This window comes from Psychrobacter sp. 1U1, from assembly GCF_051847535.1.
Lineage (GTDB): Bacteria > Pseudomonadota > Gammaproteobacteria > Pseudomonadales > Moraxellaceae > Psychrobacter > Psychrobacter saeujeotis.
In genome coordinates this window covers 1-17,890 of the sequence record NZ_JBPYDD010000007.1, presented here as the reverse complement: position 1 = coordinate 17,890, position 17,890 = coordinate 1, and the positions used below count along the sequence as shown (strand labels likewise).

The 17,890-nt window shown below is 42.2% G+C and carries 14 protein-coding genes; 6 read left to right on the top strand and 8 right to left on the bottom strand.

Annotation, left to right across the window (positions count from 1 at the left end):
* Positions 1-269: 269 nt before the first annotated feature.
* Positions 270-2,630, bottom strand: a complete 2,361-nt coding sequence (recG, locus tag ACS8FB_RS11040; protein ID WP_439262947.1) for an ATP-dependent DNA helicase RecG — start codon at positions 2,628-2,630, stop codon at positions 270-272.
* Positions 2,631-2,888: 258 nt separating this feature from the next.
* On the opposite strand from recG, the gene ACS8FB_RS11035 reads away from it, so the two are divergent.
* Positions 2,889-3,899, top strand: a complete 1,011-nt coding sequence (locus ACS8FB_RS11035) for a patatin-like phospholipase family protein (RefSeq protein WP_439262946.1) — start codon at positions 2,889-2,891, stop codon at positions 3,897-3,899.
* Positions 3,900-3,973: 74 nt separating this feature from the next.
* Here ACS8FB_RS11035 and ACS8FB_RS11030 read toward each other — a convergent pair whose 3' ends face one another.
* On the bottom strand, positions 3,974-4,567 hold the full coding sequence (locus tag ACS8FB_RS11030; protein ID WP_439262944.1) for a hypothetical protein: 594 nt from the start codon (positions 4,565-4,567) through the stop codon (positions 3,974-3,976).
* A 378-nt stretch (positions 4,568-4,945) separates the two neighbouring features.
* Here ACS8FB_RS11030 and argA point away from each other — a divergent pair, with 378 nt between their 5' ends.
* Positions 4,946-6,268 (top strand): amino-acid N-acetyltransferase, encoded by a 1,323-nt coding sequence (gene argA, locus ACS8FB_RS11025; RefSeq protein ID WP_439262942.1) that lies wholly within the window; start codon positions 4,946-4,948, stop codon positions 6,266-6,268.
* A gap of 121 nt (positions 6,269-6,389) precedes the next feature.
* Here the strand turns inward: argA and ACS8FB_RS11020 are convergent, their stop codons facing one another.
* Complete coding sequence (locus ACS8FB_RS11020; RefSeq protein ID WP_439262940.1) at positions 6,390-7,121, bottom strand: FKBP-type peptidyl-prolyl cis-trans isomerase; 732 nt, start codon at positions 7,119-7,121, stop codon at positions 6,390-6,392.
* A 427-nt stretch (positions 7,122-7,548) separates the two neighbouring features.
* Here ACS8FB_RS11020 and ACS8FB_RS11015 point away from each other — a divergent pair, with 427 nt between their 5' ends.
* Positions 7,549-9,264, top strand: a complete 1,716-nt coding sequence (locus ACS8FB_RS11015) for a mechanosensitive ion channel (protein WP_439262938.1) — start codon at positions 7,549-7,551, stop codon at positions 9,262-9,264.
* A 75-nt stretch (positions 9,265-9,339) separates the two neighbouring features.
* Here ACS8FB_RS11015 and ACS8FB_RS11010 read toward each other — a convergent pair whose 3' ends face one another.
* On the bottom strand, positions 9,340-10,740 hold the full coding sequence (locus ACS8FB_RS11010; RefSeq protein ID WP_439262936.1) for a hypothetical protein: 1,401 nt from the start codon (positions 10,738-10,740) through the stop codon (positions 9,340-9,342).
* Between the two features lie 307 nt (positions 10,741-11,047).
* Between ACS8FB_RS11010 and budC the strand changes: the two genes are divergently transcribed.
* A complete protein-coding gene (gene budC / locus ACS8FB_RS11005) occupies positions 11,048-11,830 on the top strand; it encodes a meso-2,3-butanediol dehydrogenase (RefSeq protein WP_299221291.1) in 783 nt (260 codons plus the stop codon).
* A 166-nt stretch (positions 11,831-11,996) separates the two neighbouring features.
* On the opposite strand, the gene ACS8FB_RS11000 is transcribed toward budC, so the two are convergent.
* The 3 genes from ACS8FB_RS11000 to ACS8FB_RS10990 all read right to left on the bottom strand — a co-directional run bounded on the left by ACS8FB_RS11000 (position 11,997) and on the right by ACS8FB_RS10990 (position 15,436).
* Complete coding sequence (locus ACS8FB_RS11000) at positions 11,997-12,638, bottom strand: lysophospholipid acyltransferase family protein (RefSeq protein WP_439262934.1); 642 nt, start codon at positions 12,636-12,638, stop codon at positions 11,997-11,999.
* A gap of 159 nt (positions 12,639-12,797) precedes the next feature.
* Positions 12,798-14,687, bottom strand: a complete 1,890-nt coding sequence (parE, locus tag ACS8FB_RS10995; RefSeq protein ID WP_439262932.1) for a DNA topoisomerase IV subunit B — start codon at positions 14,685-14,687, stop codon at positions 12,798-12,800.
* Between the two features lie 125 nt (positions 14,688-14,812).
* Positions 14,813-15,436, bottom strand: coding sequence for a YqiA/YcfP family alpha/beta fold hydrolase (locus tag ACS8FB_RS10990; protein WP_439262930.1), 624 nt, complete (start codon positions 15,434-15,436; stop codon positions 14,813-14,815).
* A 173-nt stretch (positions 15,437-15,609) separates the two neighbouring features.
* Here ACS8FB_RS10990 and ACS8FB_RS10985 point away from each other — a divergent pair, with 173 nt between their 5' ends.
* Positions 15,610-15,870, top strand: coding sequence for a DUF1289 domain-containing protein (locus ACS8FB_RS10985; RefSeq protein WP_439262928.1), 261 nt, complete (start codon positions 15,610-15,612; stop codon positions 15,868-15,870).
* Positions 15,871-16,032: 162 nt separating this feature from the next.
* On the top strand, positions 16,033-16,926 hold the full coding sequence (locus ACS8FB_RS10980) for a pirin family protein (RefSeq protein ID WP_439262926.1): 894 nt from the start codon (positions 16,033-16,035) through the stop codon (positions 16,924-16,926).
* 199 nt (positions 16,927-17,125) lie between these two features.
* Here ACS8FB_RS10980 and ACS8FB_RS10975 read toward each other — a convergent pair whose 3' ends face one another.
* Positions 17,126-17,680 (bottom strand): hypothetical protein, encoded by a 555-nt coding sequence (locus ACS8FB_RS10975; protein ID WP_439262924.1) that lies wholly within the window; start codon positions 17,678-17,680, stop codon positions 17,126-17,128.
* Positions 17,681-17,890 lie beyond the last annotated feature (210 nt).

Here is a 17,890-nt window from a genome sequence, read left to right as displayed (position 1 = left end):
AGTAAACGTGCAGTAATAAGAATATAGATGTAGGAGTCTATGAGTGGGGAATTGTATGATTAACTAAAGAGCCTTTCATGACTCATAAAAAAAGGCTAAAAAATACAAGAACAAGAAAATATAAGAGTGAAGAAATCTCTAAATAAAACTTCTTTTGAAATATACAAATTGGTCAGATACATAGAAAAGGATAGCACTGACTATTGTTTTTGCATCTATAGTTTATACATGGTTAAAGTCCTACTTACCAAACTATCTTATACGCCTTCTTAAGCATTAGTATAGCGGCTGGCCTCAGGCATCCAGCGATGTATCAGCTGGCTGACATCAGCTTTACGCGTGGGGTCTGCAATTAAATGCTTGGCCAAACGTTGAGCGATGGCAAATAGCTCTTCATCACGAATCAAATCCGCCAGATAATAGCCTACATTACCCGTTTGGCGTTTGCCAAGTAGCTCACCCGGCCCGCGTAGCTCAAGATCTTTTTGCGCAATCACAAAACCATCGGTACTATCGCGTAATACATTAAGACGTTCTGTACCTGTCTCTGATAAAGGCTTCTGATATAGCAATACGCAGAAACTCTTGGTCGAGCCACGCCCAACGCGACCACGCAATTGATGGAGTTGCGACAGACCCAAACGCTCGGCGTTTTCGATGACCATCAACGACGCGTTCGGTACATCAACGCCGACTTCGATGACCGTTGTAGCAATCAACAAATCAAGGCTGCCCGCTTTAAACTCTTGCATGATGGCTTGTTTATCAGCGGACTTCATCTTGCCATGTACAAGGCCAATACGAATATCCAAACGCTCATGTAAGTCCTCATAAGTCGCCTCGGCGGCTTGCGCATCGAGTACGCTCGACTCTTCTACCAAGGAGCACACCCAGTACGCTTGCCTACCTGCCTCACAATTAATCGCGATGCGTTCGATCACTTCATCGCGGCGGTTGCGATCAATGGTCACTGTCGTAATGGGCGTACGTCCAGGTGGTAACTCATCGATAATTGAGGTGTCCATGTCGCCATAGACACTCATCGCGAGCGTACGCGGAATAGGCGTTGCGGTCATAATAAGCTGATGCGGCGTACTATTCGCCACACCTTTATTGGTCAAGGCCATGCGCTGCTCAACCCCAAAACGATGCTGCTCATCAATAATGACTAAGCCCAATTTGGCAAATTGTACCTGCTCTTGAAATAAGGCATGAGTACCGACCACCACTTGCACCGTATTTTCGCTCACGGCTTCTAACGCTTCGCGGCGCTGCTTTGCGGTTTGTTTGCCAGCCAGCCAACCGACTTCGATACCCAACGGCTCAAACCACTGTTTAAAGTTTAACAAGTGCTGTTCTGCTAAAATCTCAGTCGGTGCCATGACCGCCACCTGCCAGCCGCTATCAAGCGCGTAGCCCGCTGCGCCTGCTGCGACTAAAGTTTTACCTGCACCTACATCACCCTGCACCAATCGCAGCATTGGAATAGAAGTCGCCATATCAGTGGTAATATCTTTCATCACACGCTGCTGCGCACCGGTTAGATCAAAGGGTAATGCTGCAAATAACTTATTAGCCAATGGGCTTTGAGTGGTGCATTTGGGCGCTTTATACTGGTGCAGCTGCTGACGGCGATATAACAGACTGAGTTGATGCGCGGTTAGCTCTTCGATAATAAGGCGCTGACAAGCCGCATGCGTACGGGCACTTAGCTGGGTTAGCAATTTATATTGTTGCCCAGCGTCGGTATAAGTAGGCGGTGTATGCAGTAGCACCAACGCTTCAAATATTGTTAAGTTGTAAACATTGCTGTGAGCATTGTTATGAGCGCCACTAACGGCGACCGAATTGCCTTTGTTACTTGCGTCATAAGTAGTCACACCAGCTTTGTTAACGTGGTCAGTAGCAGCGTTGTCTGGCACACTACGCGCTAAGGTTGAGAATATATCTTCTGAATAATCCGTCTCTGTAACCAGTAGTTTAGTCGGCTCAAAGGGCGCTAATGGCAAATCTGCTACTACAGCAAAATCCTCTGGCGTAAATAGCGTCATTGGTAGACCTTGGCCGCGTACGGTTTGTAGGGCCAGCTTAATCAAAGTACGTAATTTATTTTGATGCAGGCCTTTGACGCTCGGATAGATGGGCTGTAGGCCCGTGTTGGTGATGGCGACACTATCAGTCAAAATCTGATATTCAGGATGATGCATCTGCTTGCCGTAACGGCTGACTTTTACTTCCCCAAACAGCTGTAGTCGCGTGCCCACACTCATGGTCTGGGCAAGACCACGATAAACTCTAAAGAAGCGTAGAGAGATTGTGCCAGTATCATCATCTACAATCACCGTCATACCGCTGCGTTTGGTCTCGACATGTACCACCCGCCCCGTGATTAATGCCGCTTGCCCATGTCCTACATCTGCGATAGATACGAGTCGGCTACGGTCTTCATAATCTCGCGGCAAATGGAGCAATAAATCAAAAATCCGTGTAATACCCAGTTGCGTTAATTGCTCTGCGACTTTTGGTCCAACACCCGCCAGCGCCGTCACTGGCATATCTAATGCTGAAGCCGACTGTTTGGGCAACACACTGTTTGATAAGTCGGCTATGGAATGGCTAGATATTGGCATCAAAAACCTTAAAGATATTATTTTAAATTCTACATACTTAAATGTTTTATACTTGATTATTGTATGACACTGATGATGAAAGTATACCTAACTATGACGACAATCAATACGCTATAAAGTGTACTTTAATCATTATAGCTGACAATACTATTGATGAGACTAAGCTATTTGGTAATCGTGCGTCTATAGACTCAACCCTTAATCAACCATTCATCTGACCAATACTTTTTGCTTTCAAAATGCTTTTAAGGCCTTTCTATGTCCGTTCAGCCTATCAACAATCGAGATTCTCAAACCTTCTATAAAAGAGTCGTACGCACAAGCCTACTGACGACTCTAGGCGTCGTCGTCAGTGCTTGTAACAGCATTGGACCATCCACTTCGATCACACAATCTCACCCAGTCGTAAAAGCACCAACCGTCGCTTTAGTGTTAGGCGGCGGCGGAGCCAAAGGTTTTGCCCACGTTGGTGTCATTAAGGCGTTAGAAGAAAGCGGTATCACGCCGACACTCGTGGTAGGAACCAGCGTTGGTAGCTTGGTTGGGAGCCTATATGCCAGTGGCTACACACCGCAGCAGCTTGAACAATTAGCATTGAACACACCTGATAGCGAGTTAACAGACTTTGTGTTATCCAATCAAGGCTTTATTGAAGGCATCAAGCTCAAAAACTTTATCAATGCTAAAGTTGGTGGTCGCGCAATAGAAGACTTTCCGATCCGCTTTGCCGCAATCGCTGCTGAGAAGCATACGCTAAAAAAGGCGGTCTTTACCACAGGAGATGCAGGCCTTGCTGTTCAAGCGTCTTGTAGCGTGCCTAATATTTTTATTGCGCCGCGCATACCCGAAAAAACTGGCAAAAAATATATCGATGGCGGAGTGATCAGCTTAGTCCCTGTCGATAGTGCTCGAGATTTGGGCGCTGATATTATCATCGCTGTCGATGTGACTGTACCCACATCAAGTAAAAAAAATATGACTAGTAATTTACTACCCGCTGTCACCTCTTTAAGTAGCTTTTGGGGATTACTTGGAAACAATCTATCCTCTAATACTCGCTATTCAACCACTAGTCACCGCTCACTTGTAAGTAATGAGCACGAGCGCGCTGATATTGTGATTGCCCCTGATGTCGGCCATATCAGCTCGTTAGATACCAATCAGCGTAGCGCACTTATCATGGCTGGCGTGCAAGCCACTACCCCGCAGGTCAACGGCATTAAACAACTTATTAAAGAAAAATCTAGTAGCAAGTACGCTACGCTTTAATGTCACCAAAAAAAAGCACCGCAATTATTAATTGCCGTGCTTTTTTATTTTACCAAGTATATCGACTGTGGCTATTATTTTACTTTTGCACGATATTTAACCATGACAGTATCGTTGAGACCGACACCTTCGATATCCCAGCGTACTGCTTTGTAATGTTTGAGATCAACCTCTTGCAGTTGGTTATCCACTCGCGTACGTAACGGCATCCGAGCAAAAGTATCACCATCGACACTACCGTATGGAAAATCAGGAGACACCGCGCGTAACAGCTCCACTTGCTCAGGAATCGTCAATGTAACCGTCATCTTACGCACCCGATCTGGGTTGGTATTGGTAAAATACCCTTGATACTCTAGAACGTTACCTGGCTGCAAGCGCGTATTGGCATCTACAGGCACCAATGTCTCTTGTCCATTCGCATCCACGCTTATAAGAGAAGCTGTAATCTTGGTATCAACGGCTTGCATGTTTGAGTTGCTACCATTAGCATTTGCAACTGTCTTTACAGCAGCAGAGCCATCAAGTGCAGGCTCTGGTGTTGGCAGCATAGCTGACGCTTGGGTTGTGACTACCATCGCACCGATAAGGGTACCGGCGACGACTTGAAATAAGCGATGACCGCTCCAAGCAGTAAAAGGACTGGCTAAATGGTTTATTTTCTTCATGATATTCGTTATTCCTAGTTAATGTATCGGTAAAACAGTACTACTCAAGGTTTCTTTGTGAGACAAAGCTGTAATTTTTTTCGTATTTCTTCCTACATATTTTTCAAACACAGGTTATGTACTCTACATTATGCATTGAAAATACAATTTATGCGCGTCATCGATCATGTGATAGGGCTTAGCATAGCAAAAAGCTTTTATAGGTATACTAACCCCGTGTTTAGGTTGTGTATATAGACAACTGACCAAATTCAAACAGCGATCGTCAAAATAAAAAGATAGCTCATACCGACGTTTTTTGCTATGGTAAATCTTTGATATTCGTAAAATCTTTAATGTCTCTTATCTTTTACCATACCTACTATTATTGCTCCTACTATGACTATTAGCGCCATGCCCCAGATTAAACCTGAATACGTCCATTGGTTCCGTAACTCTGCGCCTTATATCAACACGCATCGCGGCAAGACTTTCGTGATTATGTTTGGTGGTGAGGCAGTCAATCATCCCAATTTTAACACCCTTATTCATGACTTTGCATTGTTGCATAGCTTAGGAATTAAGCTAGTATTGGTACATGGTGCGCGTCCGCAAATAGAAAAAAATCTACAAGAAGCTGGTATCAACTCTCCCCTACATCACGACGTTCGCATTACGCCACGTAACGCCATGCCATCTATCTTACAAGCGGTCGGTGCTATTCGTCTACAGATCGAAGCCCAATTATCAATGGGGCTTGCCAACTCGCCCATGTACGGCTCACGTATTGATGCGGTTTCTGGTAACTTTGTGACTGCGCGTCCTTATGGTATTCGAAATGGCGTCGATCATCAGATGACAGGTGAAGTACGCTCCATCGATATTGAGGCGATTAAGAACAACCTACTACACGATCATATTGTAATTTTAGGCTCAATGGGCTACTCAGCAACTGGTGAAGTTTTCAACTTGTTGAGTGAAGATGTGGCGCTTAGTGCGGCAGTGGCGCTTAGCGCAGACAAGCTTATCTTTTTAGGTGAAGAGGCTGACATCAATGATAACGGCCGCTTATTGCACGAAATGATTCCAAATGAAGTGGATCGTTTTTTGCGAGAACGTGATTTGAACAATGAAATTAATTACTTCTTGCATTGTGCCAGTTTGGCTTGTCGCCAAGGTGTTCATCGTACACATATCATCTCATATGCCAAAGATGGCGCGCTACTTGAAGAGCTGTTTACACGTGATGGCTCCGGTACGCTAATTAGTCACGACCCATACGAAGAGATTCGTCATGCCAATATAGATGATGTGGTCGGTCTTATTGAGCTGCTAACACCATTAGAAGAGCAAGGTATCTTGGTCAGCCGCTCACGCGAACGCCTAGAACAAGAGATCGACAACTATAGTGTGATTGAGCGCGATGGTATGATTTTAGGCTGTGCGGCCCTATATCCACTTAATGATGATTCAGCAGAAGTTGCTTGTGTGGCTGTGCACCCAGAATATCGCAATGGTAGCCGCGGTGCAGACTTGCTGGCATTTTTAGAACAGCAAGCGCGCAGTCATGGCCTACATAAGTTGTTTGTATTAACCACACGTACGGCGCACTGGTTTGTAGAACAAGGCTTCGCTGAAGTCAATGCTAGTGCATTACCAGAAGCTCGCCAAGAAAAGTACCATAACGGTCGCAACTCTAAAGTATTTCAAAAGACCCTTTAAATACGGCACTTTATTTTATAATACAAAAATCCCGTGACTAAAAAAGCCCTCATATCCAATATGAGGGCTTTTTCAATTATCTAATATTATATGCTTAACGCAGCATTATTTCACTTTTCTGCTATTTTACTTTTAATAGCTCAACAGTGAATATGAGTGTGCTATTAGGTTCAATACCTGAATTTCCAGCTTCGCCATAAGCGATATCTGATGGAATATAGAACTCATATTTGCCGCCTTCTTTCATCAGCTGTAAACCTTCAGTCCAGCCAGCGATGACTTGGTTCAATGGGAATTCGATCGGCTCGCCGCGCTCATAAGAGCTATCAAATACAGTACCATCGATCAATTTGCCCTCGTAGTTTACTTCAACCACGTCAGTCGCTTTTGGTGATTTGCCCGTACCTGCTGTTAGTACTTTATATTGCAGACCAGAATCCGTCTCTTTTACGCCTTCTTTTTTAGCATTTTCTGCTAAGAACGCAGCACCTTTGGTTTTATTCTCTTCTGCTTTGTTCTGCATATCTGCAACAAACTTCTCTTCTTGTTCTTTTTGGTACGTCATTAGTACTTCTTCCATCTGCTCTTGGGTCAGAGCAGACTCTTCACCTTCATAGCCATCACGAAAGCCTTGCTCAAAAGTATCAAGGTCTAAATCTTGTACCGCTTCTTTATTACCTTCTGCCATCATAAAGCCCAAGCTATAGCCTACTTTTTCTTTCGCTGTACTTTGCTCAGTAATAGAAACACTTGGAGTAGCGCTTTCTTGGTTGCCATTGTTGGTACTACAGCCTGTAACCAATAACATCGCACTGGCCAGCGTAGTGATAGTTAAAGTGGTAATTTTTTTCATATATTACTCTCAATTTGTTAAATCAATTAGGAAGAACACTAAAATATTATTTGCCAGCTATCATAGCAAATCTTAGTTTTATGAGCTATGTTTCCGATAAAATTAACATAACAATGTACAGTCTTTGTTAATTTTTGCCCCAAAAATAACAACTTATCACACAATTATAGCGTCAGGTAAAGCATTCTAACTTTAACTGCATCATTATATCAGCTAAGCTTAATCAGCTAAATTGATAAGTCAATTAAAGTAATTTTTTAATACTATTTTTCTTTGTAATGGTTTAGGCAAAACTTTTATAAGAAAACATTAAATTAGTCAACAACGTTAAATACAACAATACTATTTTTAAACTACTGTGTATCCGTCGATAATATAATCAATGATTGTTTTATGACTTACTATATAGTGATTAAAGGAGGACAGGATGAACCCAATGTTTGCATCTTTTAATGGTTATCTTGGTGGACCTATTGGCTCCATCATTGGTGCTATTTTGATCTTCGTGATCGGTTGGCTCGTTGCCCTTGGCATCGCAGCTTTGGTACGCAATGTATTGGCTAAGGTCAATTTAAATCAGCGTATGAATTCTTCTACAGGCAAAACCTACGATTTAGAAGGTATTATCTCTAAAGTCGTTTTCTGGTTTATCTTCGTTATTGCTATTTCAGGCGCGTTGACTCAGTTAAACTTAAATTCAATTTCAGCACCGTTTGCAAATATGGTTAATCAAGTACTCGCCTTTATTCCAAATCTTATTGGCGCTATTGCTGTTGGTATCATTGGTTGGGTTATTGCAACTGTTGTGCGTACGGCGCTTAACACTGCTTTGTCAAAGACGACTATGGACGAGCGTTTAAGTGCTCAAGCTGGCGTTAAACCAATGAGCAGCACTATTGCTGATATGGTTTATTGGTTTATTTTGTTGGTTGTATTGACAATGGTACTTGGCCAATTAGAGCTTGATGGTTTGTTTGCTCCATTGACCAATATGGTTGACAAAATTTTTAGCTTTATTCCTAATATTCTTATCGCTATTGTGGTTTTTGTGGTGGGTTATATCATCGCCAAAGTCGTACGCGGTATCGTGACCAACCTTGTATCTACCTTTAATGTACAAGCATTGGCTACAAAAGCAGGTTTGAGTGAAGAAAACAGCTTACCTAATATTGCTGGTTCTTTAGCGTTTTTGGTTGTTATCATCCCAACTGTAATCGCTGCATTAAATGCTCTAAAAATTGAAGTGATCGCTCGTCCAGCGACTAATATGCTTAATAAGATTATGGAAGCATTGCCTAACATTTTCATGGCTATAGCGATCCTTGTTGTGACTTATTATGTCATACGTATGGTAGCAGACATCATCAAAGGCTTAATCGAGAATACTCAGGTCAACCAATTACCTGCTAAAGTTGGCCTGCAAGAAACCATGGGCGACAAAAAGATCTCTGATCTAGTCGGTTATGCCATTATCTTCTTTGCTATGTTGTTTGCTGCAATCGCGGCAGCTGATTTGCTTGGTTTTGAACCTATTTCAGCTATCATCACGATGTTTATCGCCTTCGGTGCAAACATCATCTTAGGTGCGATCATTCTATTCATCGGTTTTTGGCTTGCCAATATCATTGCTGGTGTCGTTGAGCGTTCTGAGAAAGGCTCACAATTTTTAGCCAATATTGTACGCGTATTGATCATGGGCTTAGTGTTAGCAATGGGCCTAAAAGCGATGGGTATCGCTGACTCTATTGTGAACTTGGCATTTGGCTTAACATTAGGTGCTGTAGCCGTTGCTTTCGCTCTATCGTTTGGTCTTGGTGGTCAAGAAGCCGCTGCTCGTTTCCTACGTAAAATGCAAGACAAAATGGATAAAGAACAGGACAAAGCAGAAGCGAAGTCTACTGTTCATACCAGCTCGTCGACTCAGGAAAAAGTTGCTGACTCAGTTCGTGATAATACGCCTACTGCTTCTACTAGCCCATCGACTAGCGACTTGCACACAGACGTAGTTGACACCACTAAGCTTGGCAGTGATCATGTAGATATCACTCATGTAGAGACACGTGATAGCGATACAGACACAGGTTCAAACTTAGGTTCAGGTACAGACTTTACTGATATCGATGACAACGATAATCTGAAATAAAGGTTAACGATAGCTATTGTTCCAATATAAAAAAGACAGCTTAGGCTGTCTTTTTTTATGGCTCAGATTTTATGTTTATAACTTAATAGGTCGTGCAGGCACATTTAAATTCAACTGCATTCGTGTTGATGGACCATTGTCTACTGACTGACTGTTTTGTACTTGCGCTTTGTTTTGCTGATTTAAGCGCTGTAACTGCTTGGTTAATTGACGCTCCCTTTGAGTCATAGACTCAACTGGCTGAATCCATGCATCTATATCCAAATAAGTGTCGTCTTTCTCTAAGACAAACTCGATGCCCAGTACAATAATATGGTGTAGCTCAACAAGTGGTAAACGCAGTGCAACATCTTGTGCAATTGCTTGTAGCCTTGGTTGGATAGCCGCTCTGCTCTGCGCGGTGTCTTTGCCTTTTCCATAAAATATCATCACATAATGACGGCCCAAACTTGTATAAGAGTGCTGATGAATAACATACCCATTCTCCCTCATAGTAAGTGCGCGCTCAGGATGTTTATATAGGGTACGTATAAGCTCATGACGTGAAAACAAGGACTCATCTAATAGCTGTCGTTTCCATATAGTCTGTGCGTCTACCACCTTTTTATTAGTTGTAATAGACGGCTCGCTAGCCAAGCTGATAATTTGACTGCTAAGCTGTGACCATAATATAGACGCCTGTTTTCGGTGCTGCTGATAGGCCTGCTGTAAACTCACGTCTTGTTGTTTTTGTGCCAGACTCATCGCAACCAAAGCCGAGTTTGGCTCGTCCTGCAAGCCCTGTTTAATAAGCACATTGTCTACACTTATAGCCTGCGCCAACAAAGCATTACTCTGCATAAATTGGGTGATAATTGCTGTCTCAGATTCAAAGCTCGCTACCCCGCTTATGAGCGATTGATTAAGATGCGTTAAGTGAAAATCCAAAAATTGCCATAGATCACAAGGTGTCATAACTCTCTCGATAGCTAGATACCAATCCTGACGACTAAATACTTGTAACCATTGCTCGTCTTTACTAACATCTGATATCAGATGCTCCATAAAGTAACGTGCCCCAAAACTATGATTGATAGACGTCGTCACCGATAATCTCTTGTCTTCTTTAATGCCATCATTATCTAATATTTGATGATCTACAAGTTGAACATCCAGTACTAACACCTTGTGAGTCACAGTATTACTATCTTCATCACGCTGCAAGCTTTGCTTTTGCCATATCATTGCAGCTTTGACAATAGCGAGGCGTGCCGTTTCAATATCAGCCGTACTACTAATGATAGGTAGGGGCAACGACACTTCTAGTATACGTAGCGCTCCTTTTGGCAACTTATAGACATATTGACAGGCAGAATACTGTACATCTGCTGTATGTGGTATAGACAAGCTCATAGTAGAAGGTGACAACTGCAGATAACAGTTTAGCGCTTCTAGAGCAAGAAGACGTTCAGATAAAGGTTTGATAGCGTCTGGCACAATGCATCACTCTTATGGTTGAAAAATAGCATTCTTTTGAACAAGTATAACTGTGACCTAATACGTAAAGTAAAAAATAACAGCGTGATAAATACCCATATAAAAAACCTTAACCATCGTAACACTCCTATACAAGAAGACTGTTATACATCCCCGCTTTGTTGTCGCTTTCAAAGCAGTGACTTGTTATGATAATAATAAAGCAATACCATTTGAGGGTCGATTCATGGATGATAAACTGATCGAAACTCCCTTTGCCGGTTTTGCTTATATAGTCACTCTCTTATAATAACAAGGATTAAAGGCCATGAAACGTTTTAAAGAAAAGACAGTTATCGTTACAGGAGCAGGGTCAGGTATTGGTCGTGCAACTGCTATTCGATTTGCTCAAGAAGGTGCCAGTGTGGTCTTAGTAGGTCGTACTGCTGAAACTTTAGAAGAAACCGCAAAAGAGTTTCCCTTAGATCGTACATGGATTCATAGCGACAATTATCTTACAGTTACCTGTGATATTAGTGTACAAGACCAAGTACAAGAAATGATGAAAAGAGTCATAGAAAAGTTTGAAAAGATTGATGTATTGGTGAATAACGCTGGCAAAGCAACACAAGGTAAAATCACTGAGATGTCAGCTGAAGAGTGGAAATCTGCAATCGATGTCAACTTGAATGGTACGTTTTATGTCTGTCAAGCTGCGATGCCATATCTGATCAAGACGAAAGGCAATATCATCAATGTCTCATCGCTTTCAGGTATCGGAGGCGATTGGAACATGGCGGCCTACAATGCGGCTAAAGCTGGCATTACCAATCTAACTCGTACGTTGGCTCTCGATCACGGTCCAGATGGGGTACGTGTCAATGCCGTTAATCCCAGCGTGACGGAGACCAATATGACCAGTGCTATTCAAAACAACAAGGCTAAAACTGATAAATTTTTGGCCCGTTGCCCACTAGGACGTCTTGCCACTCCTGAGGATATTGCAGCAGCGATCACCTTTTTAGCAAGTGATGACGCCTCGATGATTACTGGTGTCAATCTGCCTGTTGACGGCGGTGTGAATGCTTCTAACGGTCAACCAAACTTCTAAATATCAATAGCAGGACCCTCATCTCCGTTAAATATTGATCATATTATTGTCAGCCTCAACGACAAGCTTAGATCACTACGGTTCAAGATAAAAAAGCCTTCGATATTGAAATATCGGAGGCTTTTTGGATATCCATATTTAACAACGACCTGCTTTAATAAAACTGTCAGTCATCCGCGCTATTAACGTCTTGTAGTGGTTGAGACAAGCGCTCAGGATACATTGGAACCACTCCTTGATATTGGTTATAAATCTTTTGCAAATCCCCTGAAATATCTCCAGTAGGATAAACCAAAGACATAAATCGTATCTCTTTGGTTTTATAATCCAGCGCTACTGGTAAGATTGGCACATTGGCCCCTACTGCCAAATAATAAAACCCTGTTTTCCACTCTTTGGTATATTGACGTGTCCCCTCTGGAGATAACCCCAAAAATAAGGGTTCTCCAGTTTTAAACTTATCAATACTTGCCTGCAATACTGACCCTTTATTACCACGATCAATAGGGATAATACCCATCCAACGTAGCAGCTGAGCAAGGACTGGTACCTTAAACAAAGTATGCTTGCCCATGATGCTAATTTTTAGATCTAGAGCAAATAAACTGGGTATTGCATAAACACCGTCGATATTAGATGTATGCGGAAGCGCCAACACTACTGCCTGTGGAATATTTGGAATCTCCCCGACCGTTCGCCAGCCAGCTGCTTTTAACATCGCTGATGCGATGATTGGCGCAACTTTATTACCGCGTCTTGGAACCAGATGACCTAAGTGTTTTTTACTAAGTTTAGGGAATTTTGACAATGTATTAAGGCCTATAAAGTAAAAACGAATACTAGCCTTAAATAAATACGACTAAATCGTCTTTTGCAAAATTTCAGCATTTTATAAATTAGAAAACCATAAAATACTATTCAAACCAAACGACTCCTCTCCTCAAGGACTGTGACTCTCTCTATGGCGCTATACTGAAATATCAGCTAGGTTACCTTTGTCCTCAAGCCATGACTTACGGTCAGCCGCTCGTTTTTTGGCGAGTAGCATATCCATCATACTACTGGTTAGTACGATGTCATCCATATCCAACTGAACCAAACGCCGAGTATCACGGTTCATCGTGGTTTCACGCAATTGCTCTGCACTCATCTCACCAAGCCCCTTAAAACGTGTGATCTGCGCTTTTTTATTGCCAGGCACATTGGCCAAGATATGAGCAAGTTCAGGTTCATCTAGTGCATAATGGACTTCTTTACCCACATCGACTCGGTATAAAGGTGGCATCGCGACAAATAAATGTCCTGCATCAACGAGCGCAGGGAAATGTTTGACAAACAAAGCACAAATCAACGTTGCAATATGTAGGCCATCAGAGTCTGCATCGGCTAAAATGCATATTTTGTCATATCGTAGCTCAGAGAGATCATCAGAGGCAGGATCGACACCGATAGCAATAGCGATATCATGAATCTCTTGACTCGAGAGTACCGTATCTGATGACACCTCCCACGTGTTCAAAATCTTACCTCGCAGCGGCAATATCGCTTGATAATGACGATCGCGCGCTTGCTTAGCTGAGCCGCCAGCCGAATCCCCTTCTACCAAGAATAGCTCAGCACCATCACGCAAATCTCCACGACAATCTGCTAACTTGCCAGGTAGTGCTGGACCTTGAGTGATTTTTTTACGAGCGACTTTTTTAGCAGACTTTAAGCGCCGACCTGCTTTATTGATGGCTAATTCCGCAATTTGCGTACCCATATCAGCATGCTGATTGAGCCATAAACTAAAAGCATCTTTTGCAAGCGTCTGCACCGCACCAGCGGCTTCGCGGCTAGAGAGTCGCTCTTTGGTTTGCCCGGAGAACTGCGGCTCTGAGAATTTGAGTGATAGGATGTAGTTGACCCCATCCCATACGTCTTCTGCCGTAAGTTTCATACTGCGTGGTAGTAAATTGTGAATGTCACAAAACTCGCGCAGGGCTTCCAAAATACCAGTACGCAGTCCGTTAACATGGGTGCCGCCTTGCGCGGTTGGAATCAAGTTCACGTAACTTTCTTGAATCGGCGTCCCACCTTCAGGCAACCAAGACAGCGCAAAGGTAATGCCTGCGCGTTCACCTGCTTTTGCCTCGTGATTATAATAAAATGGCGCGGGTGGTAACGTCTCCAGTCCATCTAGCTGCTCACTGAGGTACTCCACCACCCCATCGGTAAACTGCCAAACGACTTTTTCGTTATTGATATCATCAACGAATTCAATCGTCAGACCAGCGGCCAACACAGCTTTGGCTTTTAGATTGTGCTTAAGCTGTTTGACATTGAATTTGGGCGTATCAAAAAAACTCCCATCTGCCCAAAAACGCACTCGAGTACCACGTTTGCGTTTATTGGAACTGACAGACTCAGTAAGCTTTGTTACTGGTGCACCATTTTCAAACGCCATATCAAACTGGGTACTGTCTCGCCATACGGTTACCTCAACTCGCGTTGATAGCGCATTGACGACAGAGATGCCAACGCCATGCAAACCGCCTGATACTTCATAATTAGAGGTCGAAAATTTACCGCCAGCATGCAGACGCGTCAAGATAAGCTCTATACCTGATTGTCCAAACTCAGGATGAATATCAGTTGGCATACCGCGACCATCATCTTCAACGGACAACGAGCCATCATTATGCAATTGAACCTTTATGATTTTAGTATAACCAGCCAACGCTTCATCAACGGAATTATCGATGACTTCTTGTGCCAGATGATTGGGACGTGTGGTGTCGGTATACATACCCGGACGACGACGTACCGGCTCAAGACCTTCTAATACTTCTAACGATTGCGCATTATATTGACTCAAAATGCCTTCCTTTATTATTCACATATCATTGTTTCTATCTAACCATTATAACCAAAAATGGCGCTCTTTACGTCAATCGTCAGTAGCTTACGTCAGATAATGTCGTCTCTATAAGCTAACTTGGCTCAGACTAACTGTTGTACCATTTCAATGACTTTGGGCACATGCTTAGCAAAATCACTAAACCTATGATCGCCGCCTTCTTGTATAGTGACAGTCGCACCTTGCTGCTGGTAAAACGCTGCTGATAAATTGGCATCCAGCAATTCATCGTCTTTTTTGAGCATGACAGTGACCTGACTTGGATTGGCAACCGACAATAATTGATGATGAGCAAACCACTGTAAGTCTGCCTTCGTCATCGCCCAGCCACCAGGAGTGGTATAAAGCGTCTCGTCCTCATTGTTATCCATTCTTAAAGTATCAGCGCTTTTATTGTCTTCAAAACGTTGTAAAGTAATATGCGGCTGTGTGCTAGGGTTTAATAATAAAATAGGACAGCCAGTATGATTGCTGACGAGCGTTGAAAAATATCCGCCCAATGAGCTGCCTACCAAGACGGTTTTGGCGTCCTTGCTAAGTTTACTGACTAAATCCGTTAAGTAACTAAACACTTGTTCTGGCGACTGATTTAAATCAGGACGATGTACTATGATATCAGGGTAATGCTGTTGACAATATTGCTCTAATAAAAGCCCTTTAGTAGAATTGGCATCGCTATCTAGGCCATGCACGTACACAATATTCATATGCAATCTCATCTTTGTAATTGGTTATACTATAAAAATTGATAGATAGTGAGCATAACACCAGTTATATAGCGATAATAGTGCTAAAAACGCGAATCTATAGTCAAATCAAATTAGCATGAATACTGACTTAAAATAGGTTATTCAAATCAAAAAAGAGACAAGGAGACGTCATGAGTGAGCAGATTGAACTGTTTGATATTGACAATCCTTGTATTGGAGTTTGCACAAGTAACAAAAAAGGCTATTGCTTCGGCTGCCTGCGTAGCCGTCCTGAACGCCAGTTATGGTTAAGTATGAACACGGAACAGCGTCGTGAAGTATTAAGGTTAATCGTAGGACGTCGTCAGCGTATCGAACAAATGCGGCAGCGTAAAGGTCAGCAATTGGGCTTTAATTTTGAAGAAGTCATTGAGGTGGGTGAGTTATTTTAATTAGAAAATATAACTATTAAAATTATCTTAATAATAAATATTATCAATATAATAATTCTACATAGTAATATTGAATTTTGTCCTGCTAACCTCAAAATACATAAGTGAAGATTGATAAAACTTAATGCTTATCAACCGTTACTAAAAAAGCAGGAGAAAATAATGGATAACACTATAGTAAATAGCGTAAAAGATACCGTCACCCAGTCACGTCAAATTGAACAGCTTTTTGCTGGGGTCGATACCCAAGATGGTGCAGGCGTTAAATTGACTCGCGTGCTTACGCAGCAATTACAAGAGCGTCTCGACCCTTACTTAATGCTCGATAACTTTAAAAGCGACAATCCAGATGATTATGTCGCTGGGTTCCCGAACCATCCGCATCGCGGTTTTGAGACTATTACTTATATGATCACAGGTCGTATGCGTCACCGTGACAGCGCGGGTAACGAAGGGCTATTACAAAACGGTGGCGTACAGTGGATGACGGCAGCGAGCGGTGTCATTCATTCAGAGCTACCGGAACAAGAAGACGGCGCGATGGAAGGCTTCCAGCTGTGGCTTAATCTGCCTGCCAAAGATAAAATGAATGACCCTTGGTATAAAGACTTCCAAAGTGAGGATTTGCCTAAATATACCACTGATGACGGCGTTGATGTTACTGTCATCGCAGGTACATCGCATGGCGTAGAAGGCGCAGTCACACGCGACATCACTGAGCCGACTTATTTAGATATCCATCTACCAGCAGGCACGAGCTTTAGCCAAGCCATTCCCGCCGATCACAACGCGTTTGCCTTTGTGTATCGTGGTACGATAGATATTGAAGGTGAAACAGTACCGACTAAGACTATGGCTATCTTGAAAAATGATGACAATACTGATGGCGTCACTATTACTGCCGATAGTAGTGAGGATACCAAAGTGATCTTGATCACTGGTCGTCCACTACGTGAACCGATTGTTCAATACGGTCCGTTTGTCATGAATAGTCAGCAAGAGATCATGCAAGCGGTCAACGACTTCCAAAGTGGTAAATTTGGTGAAGGTGCTTAGTTGTTAGTCTAGTTTGTTAGATACTCTATTGAATGTTAAAGCCCGTATTAGTTCGCTAATATGGGCTTTTTTGTGGGGAAGTTTTGCTTTAGTTGCCTGCTCTCTCTTACATTGGGACACCTCAAGATTCTATATAAACTTCTATCACACATTAATCCTTTCAAGTAATTAATCTGAATTTAAGGTTTTATACCTAAAATTAAATGCCTGATATCTTTTTAATAAATTTATGAATGATATGCTGTAGATCTTGTTGTGCTGACCATTGAAGCTCATAAGCTTCGAACATATTTATAGCATTATAATTAAATTTATCTATAATTTTTTGCTCAGTTTCTTGATAGTCTTCAATTGCTTCAATTAACTTTGAATTAAGTAATGGCTTATAGACGTTTAATGATTCTGAAATTGTTTTTTGAAATTTATTACCAGTATTTGTAGCATCAATATTACAAGTATCATCAGGTATACCCTGCATTTCATTAAATGCTTGGTCTGTTAACTTAGAAGAAGTTTCAATAGCATCAGCAACGGCATGAGATAAATTAAGCAAGCTACCTTTATTTATTTCCCAAACTCGGTCACGTTTTTGCTTCTGAACACTGTCAAAATGAATCACTGTTGCTACAACCGTTGCAGTAGCGATAACCATATTAAGAGTAAGCTCATGGTCGAAATGAAATTTAGAATTAAAAGCTAAGTAGCCTACAGTAACAATTACACCTAAGATAATACCGAAAACGACCTGAACCATGATTAAAACTCTCTATTACTTTATTCATTTAGCCAGTAGTTTAGCAATTAAACTTCAATAGGTAGATTAGATTTTTAACATTCGATTTATTAGCACAAGAAAAAGCCCCCACAACGTTGTTGTGGGGGCTTTTGGAATAGAGAGCTGACGATGACCTACTCTCACATGGCCGGAGCCACACTACCATTGGCGCGATGATGTTTCACTTCT